At 47.4% G+C, this 18,739-nt stretch carries 15 protein-coding genes; 5 read left to right on the top strand and 10 right to left on the bottom strand.

Features of this window, described 5'->3' with window-relative positions; translation table 11 throughout:
- Positions 1 to 5: 5 nt before the first annotated feature.
- The 3 genes from BN6539_RS08600 to BN6539_RS08590 all read right to left on the bottom strand — a co-directional run bounded on the left by BN6539_RS08600 (position 6) and on the right by BN6539_RS08590 (position 3,838).
- Positions 6 to 1,445, bottom strand: coding sequence for an aminotransferase-like domain-containing protein (locus BN6539_RS08600; RefSeq protein ID WP_067536615.1), 1,440 nt, complete (start codon positions 1,443 to 1,445; stop codon positions 6 to 8).
- 266 nt (positions 1,446 to 1,711) lie between these two features.
- A complete protein-coding gene (locus tag BN6539_RS08595) occupies positions 1,712 to 2,698 on the bottom strand; it encodes an ornithine cyclodeaminase family protein (RefSeq protein WP_067536612.1) in 987 nt (328 codons plus the stop codon).
- 12 nt (positions 2,699 to 2,710) lie between these two features.
- Entirely contained in the window at positions 2,711 to 3,838 is a 1,128-nt protein-coding gene (locus tag BN6539_RS08590; protein ID WP_067536608.1) for an aminotransferase class I/II-fold pyridoxal phosphate-dependent enzyme, read from the bottom strand.
- Positions 3,839 to 4,021: 183 nt separating this feature from the next.
- On the opposite strand from BN6539_RS08590, the gene BN6539_RS08585 reads away from it, so the two are divergent.
- A complete protein-coding gene (locus BN6539_RS08585) occupies positions 4,022 to 6,511 on the top strand; it encodes a vWA domain-containing protein (RefSeq protein ID WP_067536604.1) in 2,490 nt (829 codons plus the stop codon).
- A gap of 875 nt (positions 6,512 to 7,386) precedes the next feature.
- Here the strand turns inward: BN6539_RS08585 and BN6539_RS08580 are convergent.
- Together BN6539_RS08580 and BN6539_RS08575 are read right to left on the bottom strand one after the other, a co-directional pair.
- Complete coding sequence (locus BN6539_RS08580) at positions 7,387 to 8,625, bottom strand: MFS transporter (RefSeq protein ID WP_067536600.1); 1,239 nt, start codon at positions 8,623 to 8,625, stop codon at positions 7,387 to 7,389.
- Positions 8,622 to 9,311 (bottom strand): TetR/AcrR family transcriptional regulator, encoded by a 690-nt coding sequence (locus BN6539_RS08575; protein WP_067536597.1) that lies wholly within the window; start codon positions 9,309 to 9,311, stop codon positions 8,622 to 8,624. Before BN6539_RS08575 ends, BN6539_RS08580 begins: the two co-directional genes overlap by 4 nt.
- Positions 9,312 to 9,687: 376 nt before the next feature.
- On the opposite strand from BN6539_RS08575, the gene BN6539_RS08570 reads away from it, so the two are divergent.
- From BN6539_RS08570 to iadA, 3 genes are all read left to right on the top strand, one after another.
- Positions 9,688 to 11,424, top strand: coding sequence for a sigma-54 interaction domain-containing protein (locus BN6539_RS08570; RefSeq protein ID WP_067536594.1), 1,737 nt, complete (start codon positions 9,688 to 9,690; stop codon positions 11,422 to 11,424).
- Between the two features lie 166 nt (positions 11,425 to 11,590).
- Positions 11,591 to 13,129 carry a putative basic amino acid antiporter YfcC gene (yfcC, locus tag BN6539_RS08565; RefSeq protein ID WP_067536590.1) on the top strand — a complete coding sequence of 513 codons (1,539 nt, stop codon included), beginning with the start codon at positions 11,591 to 11,593 and terminating at the stop codon, positions 13,127 to 13,129.
- Positions 13,130 to 13,144: 15 nt separating this feature from the next.
- Positions 13,145 to 14,314 carry a beta-aspartyl-peptidase gene (iadA, locus tag BN6539_RS08560; RefSeq protein ID WP_067536587.1) on the top strand — a complete coding sequence of 390 codons (1,170 nt, stop codon included), beginning with the start codon at positions 13,145 to 13,147 and terminating at the stop codon, positions 14,312 to 14,314.
- 54 nt (positions 14,315 to 14,368) lie between these two features.
- On the opposite strand, the gene BN6539_RS08555 is transcribed toward iadA, so the two are convergent.
- From BN6539_RS08555 to BN6539_RS08540, 4 genes are all read right to left on the bottom strand, one after another.
- Complete coding sequence (locus BN6539_RS08555) at positions 14,369 to 14,875, bottom strand: helix-turn-helix domain-containing protein (protein ID WP_067536584.1); 507 nt, start codon at positions 14,873 to 14,875, stop codon at positions 14,369 to 14,371.
- Positions 14,876 to 14,997: 122 nt separating this feature from the next.
- On the bottom strand, positions 14,998 to 15,897 hold the full coding sequence (locus tag BN6539_RS08550) for a DNA/RNA non-specific endonuclease (protein WP_067536580.1): 900 nt from the start codon (positions 15,895 to 15,897) through the stop codon (positions 14,998 to 15,000).
- Complete coding sequence (locus tag BN6539_RS08545; RefSeq protein ID WP_067536577.1) at positions 15,894 to 16,307, bottom strand: ribonuclease Z; 414 nt, start codon at positions 16,305 to 16,307, stop codon at positions 15,894 to 15,896. The genes BN6539_RS08550 and BN6539_RS08545 overlap by 4 nt, the downstream gene beginning before the upstream one ends.
- Before the next feature lie 22 nt (positions 16,308 to 16,329).
- Positions 16,330 to 17,313 carry a DUF4003 family protein gene (locus BN6539_RS08540; RefSeq protein ID WP_067536574.1) on the bottom strand — a complete coding sequence of 328 codons (984 nt, stop codon included), beginning with the start codon at positions 17,311 to 17,313 and terminating at the stop codon, positions 16,330 to 16,332.
- A gap of 148 nt (positions 17,314 to 17,461) precedes the next feature.
- On the opposite strand from BN6539_RS08540, the gene BN6539_RS08535 reads away from it, so the two are divergent.
- A complete protein-coding gene (locus BN6539_RS08535) occupies positions 17,462 to 18,370 on the top strand; it encodes a helix-turn-helix domain-containing protein (protein WP_067536570.1) in 909 nt (302 codons plus the stop codon).
- 36 nt (positions 18,371 to 18,406) lie between these two features.
- On the opposite strand, the gene BN6539_RS22305 is transcribed toward BN6539_RS08535, so the two are convergent.
- Complete coding sequence (locus tag BN6539_RS22305) at positions 18,407 to 18,709, bottom strand: hypothetical protein (RefSeq protein WP_207645086.1); 303 nt, start codon at positions 18,707 to 18,709, stop codon at positions 18,407 to 18,409.
- Positions 18,710 to 18,739 lie beyond the last annotated feature (30 nt).

Raw genomic sequence — 18,739 nt, 5'->3', positions numbered from 1 at the left:
TACCTCTAATCATATTTTTCTACAATGGATGCCAAAATTTCTATCGCTTTCGTCATATCCTCCGGATCGGCATAAGCGTAGGAAATCCTGATGGCGTGGTTTTCTATATAGTCGTAAATGTTTCCCGGATTCAGCAGAAGCCCATGCTGCAGCGCCTCATGAAACACCTTGTCAATCGGTACTTCTTTATTGAGACGAAGCCAGATGTAAAATCCTCCGCTGGGTCGGTTCCACGTAGCCATATCGTTGAAATTACGTCTGAGAGCCGCCAGGGCGTTATCTCTTCTCCCTTTCAGCTCCCGGCGCAAATCGTCTAAATAGATATCATAATCTCCACTGGTCAATAACTCTGTCATCATCCACTGGGAAACTGAACTGGCCCCGTAGTCGGTCTGCATTTTAACGTCACCCAGCCTCTGTACAACAGCCTCTGGTCCAACGACCCAGCCAATACGCAGGCCTGGCGCCATGGTCTTGGAGACAGTGCCCAGGTAAATGACTGAACCTGTTTTGTCGCTGGCCTTAATAGCCTTTGGGGGCTTTTCTTCAAACCACAGCTGACCGTAAGCATCGTCCTCCAGCACAGGCAGACAGTTCTTCTGGCAGAAGCTGAGAAGCGCTTTCCTGCGTTCTTCGCTCATGACCAGGCCCGTCGGATTGTGATGAGTTGGAATGGTATAAAGCAGCGAATCGATGGAAGCGCCTTTGATGTTCCAGTATTTTATACCCTCTTCGTCCATCGGTATACCACACAAATTCATACCTGCAGACTGAAAAATCTGCAGAGATTTTAAATAGGTAGGCGCCTCTGTATAAACGCGGCTGCCACGCTTCAGCATGCAGACGCTGATCAGCTGCAGCCCTTGCAGCGAACCAGAAGCGACCATAATATTGGCCGGATCGGCTTCAATACCCTGTTCCAATTGAAGGCGCTCAGACAAGGCCCGCCCCAGTTCTGGTAAGCCGAGGGGTCCCAGATAACCCAGATGTGGCACAACTTCCGGCATCCTGCGGAAGATTTTCGTGACCAGCTTGTTGGGATACAGTTCTGGCGCCAGTTCTCCTGTGCCAATCCTGATATAACCCGGTTCAAACTCCAGCTTGTTGATGGTCTGAATGGTCGGGAGGTTGGCGTGAAACGGCCCGCTGCTGATATATTTGTTCCAGTCTGGCGGCTGGCTCATCAAAAGAGACCAAGAGTTGCTTTTGACTCTGGTTCCGCCGCCAAAATCACTCTCCAAAATGTCGTAAGATAATAATTCTTCCATGGCGGTGACGATGGTACTGCGGTTGACGTCAAAAGCCAAAGCCATTGCCCGCTGGGATGGCAGGCGGCTGCCGATCACCCAGTCCCCTGCGGCAATCTTATCGCTGATGTATTTTACAATCTGCCGATAAATTGGCGTCTTGGCCGTCTTATCGGGTTTCCACTCGAATTCTATCATTACAATTCCCTTCAATATTTTTTCAGCTTACATATATCGTCTGACTGTTTCCATTTAAGAAAAATCGGGTATAAAATGATGGCTGTAATAGAGTACCTTTCGAATTGTCCTGTTAACTGATAACTTACAACTTCGCGCTGTCTTTCTTTCTATTGTATCATAAAACGACCATGAGTAAAATAAGGTTTCACACTGGCGGAATATTAAATCAGCGCCGCAAAATTCTAAAAGAGCGCCAGCCTTCTAACGCGGCTGGCGCTCTTTTCCTACAGAAACTCGAACCACTGGCCAAGTCCCTTTTCTTTTGCAATTTCGTAAACCCTCATAGCTGTCACATTATCTTGAATTCCCATTCCCGTGGTATCAAAGATCGTAATTTCTTCTGCTGACTCTCTGCCTGCCTTCTTCCCAGCGAGGATTTCTCCAATCTCCCCATAGATATCATCTTCTGCAATCACTTTCGCCACAATGGCGTTTCGCATTTCGCCGCGGCTTACACACTGTGCAATACTGTCGCCTACAACTTTTGCACCTCTGAAAATCTGTGGATCCCACTCGTTTTTTCCAGCCATATCGGCGCCGACAGCGACAATATGCATGCCCGGTTTGACCAGGCTGCTGTTCACCAAAAACTCCTTTGACGGCGTTGTAGATATGGCAATATCGGCGTCTTCCATCGTCATCTCTACAGAATCGCATAGGATGACCTGTCTTCCAGTCTCTTTTTCTACGTCGGCTTTATAAGCCGCCAGCTCATGTGGATACTGGCTGTATACTTTAATCGTTTCAATGTCCATCACCTGACAGAGTCCGTAGACCTGCATTCTGGCCTGACCGCCTCCGCCAAAAACCGCGACTGTTTTAGAATCCTTCCTGGCCAAAAGCTTTGAGGAAATTGCGCCGGCAGCGCCTGTACGGATTGCCGTAATCAAACTGCCGTCCATAATGCAGACAGGCGCGCCAGTCCTGCCATCGAAAAGCAGAATCGTACCTATCATCGTCGGTAAATCGTTTGTTTTCCCATTATCATAAAATCCCGAAGCAATCTTAACAGACACGCTCTCGTTTAAAGCATTATAGCAGGATTTGATGTCGGTTTCTCCGTGATGCTCCGGCATCTCCATTGATACGATGTCGGGCTGCTGTACTTTCCCCTCTTCAAAGGCCAGGTATCCTTCCTCTACAGCCTCAATGACCGCCGCCATGGATAAGGAACTTCTCACATCGTTCATGCAAAGCAGCATCGTCTTCATCGGCTTCACCTCCTACTTGGTAAATCCATTCTCGATCAGGAACTCTTCAAATTTTTCTAAAGCCTCAGGAACACCTTTTCTTCCATAACCCATCCTGAAATACTGGCCTTCCATATCGTAAATTCCAGCAGGCAGCAAAAGCACGCCTTTTTTATCTACAGCCATCTGGCAGAATTCATCCACCGGCATGTCGATTAAAAGCTTATGGAACGCAACAGGCCCACAGGTAATCTCTTTTTTCTCAAATAAGTAAGCGTATTTCTCAAAGAATTGATCTGCCAGTTTAATGTTTTCAACAATCAAGTCGTGACTTCGCTTCAGAAGCTGATCGCTATGCTTTAGCGCTACCTTTGATAGGAATTCAGACGGCGCTGAATCACAGATACTCATATAATGCTTGAATTTTACGACTTTATTGAGCATTTCCGTATCTTTAGAAGCCAGCCAGCCTACTCGCAGACCGGCCAGACCGTAAGCCTTCGACATGACGCCTAGAGAAACGCATCCTTCGTAATGGTCTGCCATCCAGTCTCGCGTCTCTCCATCCATCTCCAATCCCTTATATACCTCATCAGAGAATAGATAGATGTCGTGATCTTTGCAGATTTTGCACAGACGTCTTATCTCCTCATTGGTAAAAGTATAGCCAGTAGGATTATTCGGTGAGTTGATCGCCAGCACCTTGGTATTTGGTTGAATCAGACCTTCCAGCTCATCAAAATCAATCACCCATTTATCGCCGCCGTCCTTTACCCACCACTTAGAGAAGGCGCAGTCGGGAACGGAATTTGCCACCTCATAAGCTGACTGGTAGTTTGGATACATGGCGATCATATGGTCGCCTGGATTTAGCATGACGTTCATATAGGCAAAAATTGCCTCTTGGGCGCCGTGGAATACCAAAATGTTTTCCGCTTTCATGTCCTGATATAGTCCGGCGATTACTTCTCTCAACGCAGGATCGCCCCAGGTCTCTGTATAACCCAACCATTGCTTGAGATAATCTTCCTTGGCGCCCGGTTCCATGGCAAGAAGCTCCTCTGTCGTCATAGACTCGCAGTCTGACTGCGTCAATAAATACGGTGCTGTAAACTCGTACAGACCAAAGTAACATTCCAGTTTAAAATCATTGATTTTCATTTTCTACCTCCCTGCAGTTCTTTCATTAAACTGATAGTATCACACTTTGTTTAGATGGTACACAACCATCCCTTGAGAAATTCACCCAACCAAACTGCATTAGAATCAGGCAGTCTGCCTTTGTCCTGAAAAACACATGAAATGTTGTCCTTTAATATACTGATAGAGATTGGAGGTATAGCTATGTCTATCACAAAAATACCATGTCTTTATCAGGGGGTTGGAAAAGAGAATCCAGCATATCTGGGCGGGTACGATTTGATTCGCCCCGTCAACGACCCCCTCAATCCGGACTACTGGATTACGTCGGGTGAAACTACAGTCTTTGATGCTGCCGCAAATAACGGCACCGGCGCAGACCTTCATTTTTATGACCGGCTGAGAATTTCCAAGGGCGCAGAAGGTGATTGTAACCCTACTGTAACCTTAGATTTAGAAGCAAATCCGCTGGTCTTCTCTTACTATCCGCCTCATTCGCTGGATGTCATCTTCGTCCTAGATGTGACAGCCAGCATGATGTCCGGCGGCAGCAGAAAAATGGCGCTTGCCAAAAGGGCCTTGATTCAGACAATTAATCTGCTATGGCAGCAAAATAAAGAGACCAGGGTCACGATAGTGCCCTTTGCCCGTGACGCTTACGTTCCGGGTGTAGATAGAGGCTTTTCTTACGATTATCTAGGTACGCTTTTTACCTGGCGCCGCTCTACTACCAGCGGTAATCTGATCGGACAGATTCTGGGCTATCGCAACGGATCTTTCGTCTCATCGACTGATATGACAGTGTATATGGAACAATCTGCGCCCATCGCTGCCAGCACCCAGCTCAGTCTCTACAATTACTACCGATATTACCAGATTCAGTATACGGACATTTACAACGACGACGGTTCCGCCAAAGCAGACACTGTTCTGCAGGAATATCTATCGACTGTGTATGCGGCGAATCCATCGGCTTATACGGGGAATTTCATCACTGCTGTGGCAGCTTCGACGCCTTTGACACCTTCGCAGCTGCCCTACAGTATGAATGACAGCGGTTATGAAAACAATACCATACTGGATAACATGATCTGGGCCATTCCTTATGGCGAAGATACCAACACAGAAGCCGGTCTGGAAGAAGCTTATATTCTGTTGAAGACGCCAGGATTCACACAGTCTGACGATATCCTGCGCAGGGCGGTAGTGCTCATTACCGACGGTCAGGCTAATCGCTCTGTCAATCCAGAGTACAGAGGCGTCTATGCGAAACCGACCAGCGTCAACAGTGATTTTCTGCCTGATACAGCCGGTGAACCTTGGAAATATTATCTCTATCTGCGGCAAACACTGCCTACACTTCTCGGAGAAATCGCTAACAGATCAGCTACTTCTGAGGAATTGGTTTTGGCCTTGCAGAGAGCTTATGAGGCTGCGCTGCGCGTGAAAAACCCTTCTGAAGGTAACGCGTCCCTCTTTGTTCTGGGAATTGAAATCGACGCGCAGACACCTGGTCCTTACACCAGAGACGACGTGCTCAATATCATGCGGACAATCGCCTCTACCGGCTCCTATCTGCGTGAAGCCACGGAAAACGGCTCAGAAAGTCCTATTATTGAAGAACTGGAACGCCTGGTTCGCGATCTCTTTGTACTGACGGGCAGCCTGCAGCTTACCATTGTGGATACCATCAACAAGGCACTCTTCTATTATGTACCCGGCTCCATCAAAATCACTGGCTGGCAGGACGGTCTTCGGCTGAAGTCCGTCAGCGATTCCGATATTATCGATCCTGCTGACCCAGACTACACGATTTATGTCAAACCAGCTCTATTGCCAGATGTGGGCGATGCCAATATTCATGGCGATACCATCGTCATAGATTTGGGAAAAGTTCCTTTTCCCCTCGCCTCCCCCGACAGTCGGACACAAATCAGAATCACCTATGATCTTGCAAATAAAGGCTCCGCCCACGGAACCCATCTTCACACCAATTACGATGAAAGAACTTACGTCACCTTCCTGGAGCCAAACCACCTTGTCGCTGATGCATCTGATTTGAGTTATAATCAACCCTCTCGTTTGTTAAACTTTCCATCGCCAATTGTAGCTTGCAGCGCAGATTTTTCTATCAAAAAATTCGTCGGCAGTTCTGCAGACAATGTCAACTATAAGGAAATTTCTATCTCTGCCTGCCGAAATATCTATTATCGAGTCATGGTAGAAAACTACACCGATACGCAGTTGACCTTCCCTCTGCTCTACGACGTACAGGGCGCAGAAACTATTGAAGAAGCTTTGGTCAGCCAAAACCGCCGCATCTTAGCTGAAAATCTCGTAGTTCCCGCCCACAGCGCAGCAGAATTTCCTTTCTATGGAAAAACTGACTGCCGAGACACGGTTCTATCCGACTTCGCCGTCCTGGAGACAGGCACAACCTATCTCTATGATAACGCTTCTGCAACTGTCATTGACGGTACTGCCTCGTATACCGTACAATATCTCAACTGCTGTACAGGTAAGCGAATCATTCCAGATCAGACTGTCACCAATGTCAGCGCCTGCATCTGTGTTTCCGCCTGTCACAACATCCGCTGCATTCCAGGCTTTCGCTTTGTCTGCGCAAAGCCATATCACATCAACCTCTGTAACGGCGAAAATGTAATCAGACTTTACTATGCGCCAAGGTGCTAGCAGATAACAAATAACGAAACGATACTCCTCTCTTTGATTTTCCGCATGGAGACTAATAAATATCTCCGGAATCGGCATATTTCGCTGCTGCTTCTGCCTTCTTCGTACGGAAATCAACTTATATTTTAAATATCGGCAGGTTGAAAGTTAAAAAGCTTTTCTTTCGCATAGTATCAATAATTCCTCAATACAATCAGCTCCTAGTAAGCTTTCATAAAGAATAATTGCAACACAGGATTTTTAAATGTCTTTGACAATGGCATGATGTGAGGTGAAAAAAACAAAGTTTTCAATATAACACAACTTGCGCACTCGTGGCCCGCACTTGTGAAACAAGCGTGTCAAGCACCTGGCGCTTGTCGTCAAAGTCACGGACTCCCAGTCCCGCAGATAGCCGAATATACTTTCAACCTGAGAGGACAAAACGGAATTAGCGGTAAGGTCGGCCACCCGTTTCGCCTGGGTTTGCCGTTACCCATCCAGTTCCTCAATGCGGTTGTTTGCGTATTGTAGCAAGGTGGGGTTTGCACCGGGAAGCGTATCAAGCAGTTTTTCAATCTCGCTTTCAGTTTTGGCAAGCGCGGCGCGGGCGGCGGTCAGTTCGGAACTGTAGCTTGCAGTTCCGGCGGGCTTTCGATTTTCACGCCCTGGGCCTTGAAGTATTCGTAAATATCCATATCGGCCTGGCCGTAATCCATCTCCGCTATATTATACCTCTGCCGGCCATCTTCAACAAGGATGCCGCCGCAAAGGGGAACGGGCGGCCTCTGGACATTTTGTCCAGAAGCCGCCCGTTCTGTATCAGGGGAGGGAAAAATATCCCTCTAACAATCAACCACTTACGCCAGCCGAAACTTTCGTAGGGATGGAATGAACTATACTTCGATTTTGTGGAAGCAACTGCGGGAATAGACGGATACTATGCTGGATAGTGCGACAGCCGCCAATAACACGACCCACGGCAACTCTGCAAAACGCTCAAAACTCCAGCCAGCAAGCCATTGACCAACGGGTTGAGCACAAAGAATAATTGCCATCAAACAAGAAAATACCTTGCCCATTATTTCTTCCGGAACTACCTGCTGGATGAATGCAAACAACTGCACGCGCATCAGTACACCGGCAATCATCGTAAAAAAGCAAGCCGCAGTAATGATACCATAGCCAACGATAGCAGAAACGCCTAACAGTAGTCCTAACACAATCGGTACAAAGCACAGAGCGATCAGTAACAGCAACCGGTGTATTTTTTTTATGGATAATTTTTTCGCCAGCACTCCAGCCAGCACTCCACCTACTAATCCCCCACCCATCATAATGCCTTGTGTCACACCTAGCCATTGGCTGGAAAACGCATATGTTTGTGTAATCAACACTGGCACGCCGATAATAAGTACTGAACTGGCAAACAGTTCAAACAATGTCATGATAAAGATAATTTTTGCTAAAATCGGTTTTGTCTTGAACATAAAGCGAAGGCTGCTGCCCATATCCTTTTTCACTGTAGTCCACATATTACCGGTGGACGCTTGCTTTTTGTGCGGTATTCTAATAAATAATTCCATGACCGCTGATAGAAAAAAACATATGGCGCTTACAATAAGCACTATAGGAAGTCCAAACGTTCCATAAAGTATGCCGCCTATGACCGGTCCCAGCATATTAGACAGTGAATTTACGAGGTTTACGGCGGCGTTTGCTGGAACCAACTTTTCCTCTTCTACCAGCAATGGGATGCTGGCTTGCACCGCCGGGCTATACGCCCCTTGAATGGCATAGAGCGCCATCATCAGCACGACTACAATGGCTATGGCTGAAAAATAACCACTTATGGCGATATAGCCAAAAACCAAAGCGGAGGTAATAAAATCTAAGACAACCATGATACGTTGTTTATTCACACGGTCAGCGATCATGCCTCCCACTGGCGAAAGCAGAATCATAGGTAAAAAAGCCAGTGCCGAAACTTGCCCAAACAGGGCGGGTGAGCCGCTTTGCTCCAAGATATACAGCGGCAGCGCAAAGCGAAGAACAGCGTTACCGAACAGTGAGATAATTTGGCCTATTACGACCAGAGTAAAATCCTTGTTCCAAAGTTTTGCTTTTAGTGTCATGTGATATTCTCCTTATGTGAGTCATAATTGCATGAGTTACTTCTTGTCATACTATCCTCATAAAAACGGGTCAAATTGTCTCGCAACTCATCCAAATGGCTTTCAGGAGGGTGTACGCAATTTCTCCACAATGTTATCATAGCATCAATTCGCCTCTTCCACTTATCCTCATTCGTGGCGGGGCCAAATATTTGATCACTGGTGGAAACAGCCAGCATCAAGAGGATTTCCGCTATTTCTTCAGGATAATCACATGTATAAAACCCGCTGTCCATATACTGTTTAATAATTTCCGTCACCAGCGGAACCGACATTTTCATGCGCTGTTCCCGCAGCTTATAAGTTACGATGGAGCTATCTCCCGATCTGCCGTATTGGAGCAGCTGACTGGAGAAGCTGTTCGCTGTGTCGGTGAAACACAGATACATCAATCTGTCTTCCGCCGGTAACTCCATTATGTGATTGCGCACTTCGTCAATCCAATCCCCTATCCCTTTTTTAATTACAGCATCCAGTATTTCTTCCTTGCTGTTGAAGTAATGGTACATTCCGCCCTTCGTGAGCCCAAACGCTTTTTGCAAGTCAGTGATGGTTGTATTTTCATAGCCCTTTTCGAGAAACTGATCCAAAGCAATTTGAATCAATTTCTCTTTACGTGGCGCAAAGTCTTTCTGGGTGCGTGACATAATATCCCTCCTTATTATTAAACCGAACGCGGTATAATTATAATACCATAGACATCCATACATGTCAATTATCATTTTTTTGGTGGTCTGGGGTCTAAAAAACCAGCATACAAGTTGAAATGATGGCTGCGTCCCCGGCGCTATCGCGCCTGCTCCTTATTCCTGCCGGGGTCCTTGATACAAGCGTCTTTTTTGGGCAAAAAGCTAACAGGTACTTGTTAATTATTGAGAGGTGCTGTCGCACTAGCAGATGAAGAATCTGCTGGTAGCGACAGTCTCTTCTTTTTTTGTTTGAAGGATTACAAACGACGGCAGATATGCTATGATGTTGATAATATAGAAGAACAGTGAGCACAGTCAAATAGAAGGAGATACTATGAATTACAATTTAAATTACGAGCCGCTGCTTTTAATCTGTGGAAGCCGTTCTACAGAAAACGCATTACTAGAGCAGCTGCGGGGGTTTCTTCCAAAGGAAGTTCCCATCATTCCTTTCTTTTTCTATGAAGGCAAAGACACGCCTGAGGGCAATTATTTCTCCGTGTTTTCCAGTCAGGAGGTTTATGATGATTTCTTAAAGTCCGGTTTCCGTCCTCTCATCAAGGAGTACATCATTACCAACAGAACCATGTTTAACAACCAGCTTGATACCATTCTCACCCTGCCGCGCAATCAAAGAATTCTGCTGGTCAATGATTCTCCTGTCAGCGCTTTAGAAAGTATCGATCATTTAAAAGACATCGGTTTTGACTTTTTACATCTAGTGCCTTATTATCCAGGCTGTCAGTCTGTCCCAAAAGACATTTCCATCGCCATAACCCCTGGAGAGGTCGACAAAGTGCCGCCCGGCATCGATGCAGTCTACAACATCGGCACCAGAGTCATGGACTTTCCCACCGTGGTCAAAATCATGTCTCATTATGGCGTCTTAGAGCAAAAAACCCAAGACTACGCCAATTTATATCTAACCAACATTTTAGATTTTGCCAAGAGAGTATCCAACATCGCCGATGAGGCCAGCAAAGTGATGAAGACCGTGCGCAGAGAACTGATTGGAACCGGATACTACGCCAAATATCGTTTTGATGACATTATCGGAGAAAGTGAAAACATTCAAAAGACCAAGGTCATATCTCAGAAAATTGCCAGAACTGATCTGACCGTTTTGATCGAAGGAGATAACGGTACTGGCAAAGAGCTCTTTGCCAGCGCCATCCACAACGCTTCGCAGCGGGTGCGCCAGCCTTTTGTAGCAATCAACTTTTCTGCCCTGCCAGACCATCTTTTGGAATCTGAACTGTTCGGTTATGAGGAAGGGTCTTTTACCGGTGCAAAAAAGGGCGGCAAAGTGGGATTATTTCAGCAGGCCAACGGCGGTACGATCTTTCTCGACGAGATTGGGGATATCTCCATAAAGATGCAGGCAAAGCTGCTGCGCGTCATCGAAGAACGGGAAATCATGAAAATAGGCGGAGATCGGATCATTCCCATCGATGTACGAATCATCGCTGCAACAAATCGAGACCTAAAACAGATGATTTATGAGAAAACCTTCCGCAAGGATCTTTATTACCGTCTTCGCGAAGGATACATTCACCTGCCCTCTTTGAAAGAACGAAAAACAGATATTCCCCTGTTGGTGCGCCATTGGCAGAGCCATCTCTTCTCTGATCCGAAACCCATCGACCATGAAGTCATGGAAATTCTCATGGGACACGACTGGCCGGGAAATATCAGGGAACTGCTCAATGTCATCAAATTCGCTTTTGCCGTAAGTGAGAGAGATGTAATTACAAAAGAAGATTTGCCCGCTGACAGTTTTGAATGCCCGCAGCCAATATCTGCTTGCGCGCCTGCACTTCACATGGACGAGATAGCTCTGCTGGTCCTTTCTGCTATTTGGGAAATCAACTTGAAAGGCGATATCGCAGGCCGCGGCAGCATTTTACGCTTTCTGAAAGAACAGCCTCACCATGTTTCGGAGTACAAGATTAGAAAAGGTATTTCAACCCTGCTTTCCAGAAATCTCATTGCAAATCACCAGGGAAAATACGGCCTGACCCTGACCGAAAAAGGCTTTGCCTGTTTATACTCAGATTTCGACAGCAATTAAAATCGGCAGTAAAGCCAAATTTCATCCAAAATCAATCCCATATAAATCCTGTATTTACATCTCTGTCAGCGAGAAGGTCTAAATTAGAGGATTTTTTGATTGGCACGTCCCTTGCTATATGTAGAGTATCCACTGCGATACAAAATATATTAAGGAGGTACTCACCATGAGTAAAAAGAAAAAAGGTGAAACCCTGGAAACCTTAAACAAAGGGTTTAAGGTTCCTGACACCTATGTCATTATTTTTTTCGTCGTATGCTTTGCTGCTCTGCTCACTTATCTTATTCCCCAGGGCATGTACGAAACCCAGGAGGTTTCCTATATGATTGACGGGGCCGAGTCTACCAGAACAGTCATCAAAGACAACAGCTTCCAATATGTGCTGGATGCCAACGGAGAACCTTTGAAAAAAGGCGTTGGCCTCTTTGAAGCTGGCGGCGGCGTAGGTCTTTTAAACTATTTGTTTGAAGGCATGGTCAGCGGCGACAAATGGGGTTCTGCTATCGGCGTCATTGCAATCATTTTGGTCTGCGGCGGCGCATTTGGCATTATCATGAGAACCGGCGCAGTTGAAGCCGGAATCATGGGCATGATTCGCAAAGGCAATGGAAAAGAAAAGTTCTTACTGCCAGTTTTATTCATCTTCTTTTCTCTAGGCGGTGCAATCTGGGGTATGGGTGAAGAGTCAATTCCTTTCGCCATGCTCTTAGTGCCAATGGTAATCGCCATGGGCTACGACGCAGTCACCGGCGTGTTGATTACTTACGTGGCTACCCAGATTGGCTTTGGCACATCGTGGATGAATCCATTTTCTGTTGCCATCGCCCAAGGTGTGGCAGGCGTTCCCGTCCTTTCTGGCGCTACATTCAGAGTCGTTCTTTGGATTATCTTTACCGGTGCGGGAATGGCTATGATGCTGTTCCACGCCAACAAAGTTAAAAAAAATCCTCTATCGTCTATTTCCTATGTATCTGACGCATATTTCAGAAATGACCTAGAGACAAATACGCCGATCGACAAGACAGAAAAATTTAAGACTGGACACATTTTGGTTCTCCTGACCATGGCAGCGGGCATCATCTGGGTTATCTGGGGCGTACTAAAAGAAGGATACTATATTCCTGAAATCTCCACACAATTCTTCATCATGGGTCTGGTCTCCGGTATCATTGGCGTTATTTTCAAACTCAACGGTATGAAACTCAACGACATCGCTTCTTCCTTTAAACAGGGTGCGGCCGATCTGGTAGGTGCCGCGCTGATTGTCGGTATGGCCCAAGGAATCATGCTGGTACTCGGCGGTTCTGATCCTGCCGCTCCAACCGTACTTAACACCATCCTACACGGTATCTCCGAGGCTTTTGTCGGTGTATCGGGAACCTTTGCGGCAGTGCTGATGTACCTATTCCAGGCAGTTTTCAATTTCTTTGTCGTATCCGGCTCCGGCCAGGCCGCAATTACTATGCCGATCATGGCGCCATTGGCAGATTTGCTCGACGTAACCAGACAGACTGCGGTTTTGGGCTTCCAGCTGGGCGACGGTCTGACCAATATCATCGTTCCCACTTCCGGATGTCTCATGGGCGCACTGGCTGTGGCAAGAATCGACTGGTCGCAGTGGATTAAGTTTATGTGGAAGTATTTAGGCGTACTAGTCATCATGTCCATTGCCACCATGATTATTGCAAGTGTCATCGGATTTTAGCGAAGGTAAAAGAATATGAAGCTGATTAAAAATATCAAACTATACAGCCCGGAATATTTAGGTGTAAGAGATGTATTTATCGCCGGGGGCAAAATCTGCAAAATTGGTGAGAACATCAAACTCCCTTCCGATCTGGGCGTGGAAATCATCGATGGAACAGGCTTGCTGCTCCTCCCAGGTTTCATTGATTCCCATGTGCACATCCTGGGCGGCGGCGGCGAAGGCGGGTTCGCCAACAGGACACCAGAAGCTGCCTTGTCGGATCTTACCAAACACGGTGTCACTACGGTAGTCGGCTGCCTTGGCACAGATGGGGTCGGCAGAAATATGGCGTCCCTGATTGCAAAAGTGAAAAGTCTCAGAGAACAGGGGCTATCGGCTTACGCATACACGGGCAGCTATCAGATTCCTGTTCACACTCTGCTGGGCAATGTGACGGAGGACATCATGATGATTGACGAAATCATCGGCGTAGGAGAGATCGCTATTTCAGATCACAGATCATCGCAGCCTACTTTTGATGAATTTGCCAGAGTCTGCGCCGACGCACGAGTCGGAGGAATTCTTTCCGGCAAAGCGGGCATCGTCAATGTTCATCTGGGAGATGGCAGCCGTTGCATGGATCTTATCGAACGGGTAGTCCAAGAGACGGAAATTCCGCCCTCACAGTTTCTGCCCACCCATGTGAACCGCAATTCCGCACTTTTTGAAAGGGCAATAGAATATGCCAAACTGGGCGGAGTCATCGACTTTACAGGCAATGAAGATATCGACTACTGGGAAACCGTTTCCGATGAAGTCCGCGTGAGCAAAGGCATAAAAAGCTTATTAGAAGAAGGCGCAGACAGCGATTCATTTACAATTTCCTCCGACGGCCAGGGCAGCCTGCCATTATTCGATGAACATGGTCAGTTCCTGGGAATCGGCATGGGTCAGTCCAGTTCCCTTATAAAAGAAGTGCGGGAATGCACAGAACGAGAGAACATTCCTTTAGAAACTGCCATCAAAGCTATTACAGCCAATCCGGCAAGGGTATTGGGCCTGAAGAAAAAAGGCCGCATAGCGGAGGGCTTTGATGCCGATCTATGCATCTTGACGGAAAGTCTGCAGATTGACACGGTCGTAGTAATGGGGCGTGTCATGGTCAGAAACGGCATACCGATAGTCAGGGGGCAATTTGAATGATCCCCTGAAAGGCGAGAACACAACAGGACACCTTAACGGTGTCCTGTTCATTCTCTACTTCTGTTGAAATACCCTCTTCTTAAATGCTCTGAACTTATAGATATGGCGGCTCGTGTAGAGGACCGCTACGATCAGCATGCCAAAAGAAAATCCCAGGCAGAGGGAGGCGATGTGTTCCGTTATCCCCGTGTCTGCTAAGTCCATGGCATCCAGCACGAGAAAAACAATAAATGTGATAACCCCTGCCCAAGAAAAATAGTGCAGTTTTTTCATCAATCGGTTCTTTTCTTCATTACTGTAGTCAGCTACTTTTAATACGGTTTCTTCCATGTCTTTATTCATCTTCTCACTTTTCCTTTCTCCATCAATCAGTTCCCTGATATCCACGTCATAAAAGTCGGCCATTTCAATCAGCATGTCTAGATCAGGCATGTTGTTTCCAGTTTCCCATCTCGATATGGTTCTTCCCGACACATTCAGCTTTTCGGCCAACTGCTCTTGTGTCCATCCTTTTTCATTGCGCAGCTCTTTAAAGAAGCGGCCCGTTTTTTTCTGATCCACGAAATTTCCTCCTTTCACTCTCAAGATACACAAATCCGGCGGCATTTAACACGACACAAAGTGAGAAATATCGTATTTAGCCCTGGTAGACATCCTGTGTCTACTTCTGCCGCAGCAGGCAGCTACGGCCTGCACCTCTGACAAGGCTCATAGCCCTGGTCGATCAGCTCCTGGCGTGGGCACCGGAGAGTCTCTTTGTTGGAAGCTTTCGTGTCCTTGGCACTGCTGCAGGACGGATTGTGGAATTTGTGAGTGTTGGTGTTGACCACAAAAGTCTGCTCCTTTGATGAATCAGATTTCTTTGACGTATCACCTGCCCTGCGGCTGTCACCCGTGGCATAGTCGATGACAATGCCTGGCTGGTTGTTGTAGACATAGACGTTGAATTTGACACCTTCTCCTTCGTCCTCCACAGATTCCGCTTCCATCTGCACGCCGCTTGCCACCAGGTTCTTCCCATCGTAAATCGGCGTCACACGATAGAGCACGTGATTGTTCGTTTCTTTGATGTAGTCGGCTACCAGATTTTCGAAAGGCAGCATGCCCTCCACGTTCATATACCTGGTTCCCGTAATCAGATTCTTTTCGTTGGCGTTTTCCGCCGTAAGCTGATATCCGATCAGATGGCAGCGATTGTAGAGATATTTGCCGTCTACATTGTCGTACTTGACGGTCTTCCATCCGCTGGGTTTTACGGAACCGATGCTGCCCCGCTTCTCCGTGGGCATCAGATCCCTGCCGATATTGGCAAAGGCGGTGCCGCACCTGCCCAGATTGTCCAGATCACTGTACTCCTCAAAAGATGCCGACTGCAAGTCGCTCTTGCTGAAAGACGGTTCATTGTCGTTTACCACCACAAAAGGATCGCCCCCGTACTCTGGCACCTCATCCAGGCTGACCACAGACTCCGCCGAAGACGCGTGCATCGTGCCGTCAGAATTCGATTCGCCCATGGTGCAGCCAGTCACCGTCAAAGCGAGAATCAGAATCAGAGGCATCAAAATTTTGCTCATTCTTTTCATCTCTCATATACCTCCTTTGTGATTTTCTCGTGAGAGCGGCCGGCAAAGTCATCGGTTTCGATCAGTTTCCAGCCGTGTTCTTCCAGGGGAATATCAAAATAGAGATCCCCCGGATAGTTTCTGTTCCATCTGTATAATATGATTTTTTCAATTTTATCTTCGTAAGCAGAGGGCGCGACGTTTTCTATAAAACAAAAGTCACCTGGCCGGGCTTTGTCCAAAAAAGTTTCGTCTACGACTATATTTGCCGCGCTTTCCTCTGCGAACTGCTTTGCCGAGTAGCTGTTCATCCACAGTCTTCCTCCTGCGGTTTCCGTCAAAATCTGCTGGCGCAGAAGCACATCCTGGCTCTGCCGTCTCTTATTAAACAGCATGCCGCCCCTGTCATCCAGGCATATCATGATAATCATTTCCCTTCCCCTTTCGCTAGTTCTAACTTGATGATGATGCAGATGCCGCGGCTGCCGATGCTGCTACTGCAGCGCACATGGCCGCCTGCTGGGCTACGATGATGGATACGGTGCTGCTCACTGCAGCTGCGCTCATGACGTCTTTGTCCAGATATTCGCTCTGTGCCAGAATCCCTGCATACATCAATCTCTGTTTTGCACCGATGCCAAAGATGCCGAAGCCTTTCTGCTCCGACAGAAAATCGTCGATTTCCCCCATGGTGCCCGCGATGTCCTCCACGTCTCCCTCTGAGAGCGCCAAAACTCCCAAAGTCGGCAGCTCATACCCTTTGCCGTACTTATATCCTGCCTTCTTCAGCGCATCAAAGAGCGCTGCCGTGCGCCTGCATTTGTCATCGGCTGCCGCTTCGCTGATAGACAGGACGTGACTCAGTGACTGTACCGCGTTGCTGGACATGGACATGCCGCTTAAAATAGCAAAACAGCTTTCCATATCTTCTACCAGGGCATCGTCCGTCTTCTCGGATAATGCCAGCATGGCAGCAAAGCCGCTGTCCTCGCTGGAAGTGAGGAAAAAATGATTGGACTTCATCCTGTCATAGATCCGTCTGGTCCGCAGGACAATCTCTTCATATTGAGAGGGTTCTGCCATCTGGGCGATAGTCATCGCCGCAATGGGCAGAAAAGCCGATGAAAAGAAGGATTCTTTGAGTTTGTCGTAGACCTTGAGTCCGTCGTTTAAAGTTTTTTCCGGGTTCCCGCTGAGATCCAGCATGGCGGCAATCGCCAGCTTCACCGTGCTGCGAAAGTTGGAAAAGAGACCTGCACGCGCCTTGAGCAGATCCATCGCCTCCCGCAGAACTTCATCGTTGACCCTGCGGCCTTTTGCAGTATACAGCGCCGCACAGAGAGGATACATATAGGCGCTCTCCCATGGGAATTCCCCTTTGATGCGATCCCTGTTTTCTATAAATAATTGGCAGTTTGCCTTGCTCTTGTCGTTCATGATGTTCCCCTTTCTTTATGCTCTTCTATTTTACAATGTATAAACGAGAAGAACAAGTGTTTTTTCTTTGGCAGCAAAAAGAGCACTGCCAGACAAGCATATTTTTCAATTCCTATGTTATTCTATAGAGGAAAAGGAGGTGCTGATCATGCACGCATGGGAACAAATACAAGTAACCATAGACTATATTGAAAATCATATCGCAGAACCCTTAGAGATTGAAGAGTTGGCAAAGATGGCCGCTCTATCACCATTCTATTATCAAAGGCTCTTTCGCCGGCTGGTGAAAAAACCGCCAGGTGAATACATCAAGCTGCGCCGCATGGCCATTGCGACGGAAAAACTTCTGGAAAAGGATCGGCGGATTCTGGATGTGGCCCTGGATCTAGGATTTGCTACCCACGAACACTTCACCAGGGTATTTAAAAAGACTTTTGGCCTCACACCGGAAGAATACCGGCAAAACCCGGCCGTCTTCAATCGAATGACCAAACCGCAGCTCCTGCTCCATTACACGCTGATAGATGAAAACGTCCCCTTAATCAGCGACGGCATCGTTCTGGAAATTGGCAGAAGGCAGCTGCAGAGCGCAGAATCTTTTGTAGGCTTGTCAGCAAAAGCGCCACTCCAGTTCATCAACGATCTCGGCGTAGCGTCGGGTCCCGATCCCCTGGATACCCTTTGGCGGACATTCCACGATCAAAAAAATTCCATCCCCGCTTTAGTCCGAGGCGGCGATGAAATAGGAATCACCTATGCAAGTGATGAAGAAGGGTTCTTCAACTATTTTGCCGGCGGAAGGGCCTCTGCAGGTGCCAATATCGACGGCTTTCAGAGCTGGCAGCTGACACCGGGAGAGTACGTCGTCTGTACCTTTGAAGCAGAAAACTTTGAGCATCTGGTCATGGATGTGCTCTATAAAGCCCATCAGTATCTTTTCGGCACCTGGCTTCCACGCCACGGCATTACGACAGAGCCTTTTTCTGCCGAACGTTACCATAGCCACAGTTCCGATACCACTGAGATGGAAATATGGGTAAAGACCATATCATCATGACAAAAGCCGCGGCACAAGTCCGCGGCTTTGTTCATTTCATAATTTTTCTATCTCGTGTTCGGACAGCTTGGTCAGCCTGCATATCTCTTCCACAGGGTATCCGTCTGCTTTCATCACCCGGGCAATCGCTTTCCGTTCCTCTGCAATCCAAGTTGCCTTGTCGTGCTCGTACCTCTCTTCCCGTTCCAGCATCTCGTATGCGATCTCGTCCTCCGTCAGTTCGCGGAAAATTTTCTCACTCATCCTTACCGCCTCCTTCAATAAGAATACTATATGCAGTCGCTCCGTCTCCGTGAAAAGCCTGCCGTTGATGATGAAGATGACTATGCTTTTCTTCATTTTATCATAGTCCTGCCCTTTTTCCAATGA

The sequence above is a fragment of the Emergencia timonensis genome, assembly GCF_900086585.1.
Lineage (GTDB): Bacteria > Bacillota > Clostridia > Peptostreptococcales > Anaerovoracaceae > Senimuribacter > Senimuribacter timonensis.
Note: the sequence above shows the minus strand (reverse complement) of the source record. Positions and strands in the feature narration are given on the sequence as shown.

Coding starts and splice junctions, on each gene's coding strand:
- iadA (WP_067536587.1), top strand. CDS start 13,145: ATGAAGCTGATTAAAAATATCAAACTATACAGCCCGGAATATTTAGGT.
- BN6539_RS08575 (WP_067536597.1), bottom strand. CDS start 9,311: ATGTCACGCACCCAGAAAGACTTTGCGCCACGTAAAGAGAAATTGATT.
- BN6539_RS08585 (WP_067536604.1), top strand. CDS start 4,022: ATGTCTATCACAAAAATACCATGTCTTTATCAGGGGGTTGGAAAAGAG.
- BN6539_RS08600 (WP_067536615.1), bottom strand. CDS start 1,445: ATGATAGAATTCGAGTGGAAACCCGATAAGACGGCCAAGACGCCAATT.
- BN6539_RS08540 (WP_067536574.1), bottom strand. CDS start 17,313: ATGAACGACAAGAGCAAGGCAAACTGCCAATTATTTATAGAAAACAGG.
- BN6539_RS08580 (WP_067536600.1), bottom strand. CDS start 8,625: ATGACACTAAAAGCAAAACTTTGGAACAAGGATTTTACTCTGGTCGTA.
- BN6539_RS22305 (WP_207645086.1), bottom strand. CDS start 18,709: ATGAAGAAAAGCATAGTCATCTTCATCATCAACGGCAGGCTTTTCACG.
- BN6539_RS08545 (WP_067536577.1), bottom strand. CDS start 16,307: ATGATTATCATGATATGCCTGGATGACAGGGGCGGCATGCTGTTTAAT.
- yfcC (WP_067536590.1), top strand. CDS start 11,591: ATGAGTAAAAAGAAAAAAGGTGAAACCCTGGAAACCTTAAACAAAGGG.
- BN6539_RS08535 (WP_067536570.1), top strand. CDS start 17,462: ATGCACGCATGGGAACAAATACAAGTAACCATAGACTATATTGAAAAT.
- BN6539_RS08550 (WP_067536580.1), bottom strand. CDS start 15,897: ATGAAAAGAATGAGCAAAATTTTGATGCCTCTGATTCTGATTCTCGCT.
- BN6539_RS08590 (WP_067536608.1), bottom strand. CDS start 3,838: ATGAAAATCAATGATTTTAAACTGGAATGTTACTTTGGTCTGTACGAG.
- BN6539_RS08595 (WP_067536612.1), bottom strand. CDS start 2,698: ATGAAGACGATGCTGCTTTGCATGAACGATGTGAGAAGTTCCTTATCC.
- BN6539_RS08570 (WP_067536594.1), top strand. CDS start 9,688: ATGAATTACAATTTAAATTACGAGCCGCTGCTTTTAATCTGTGGAAGC.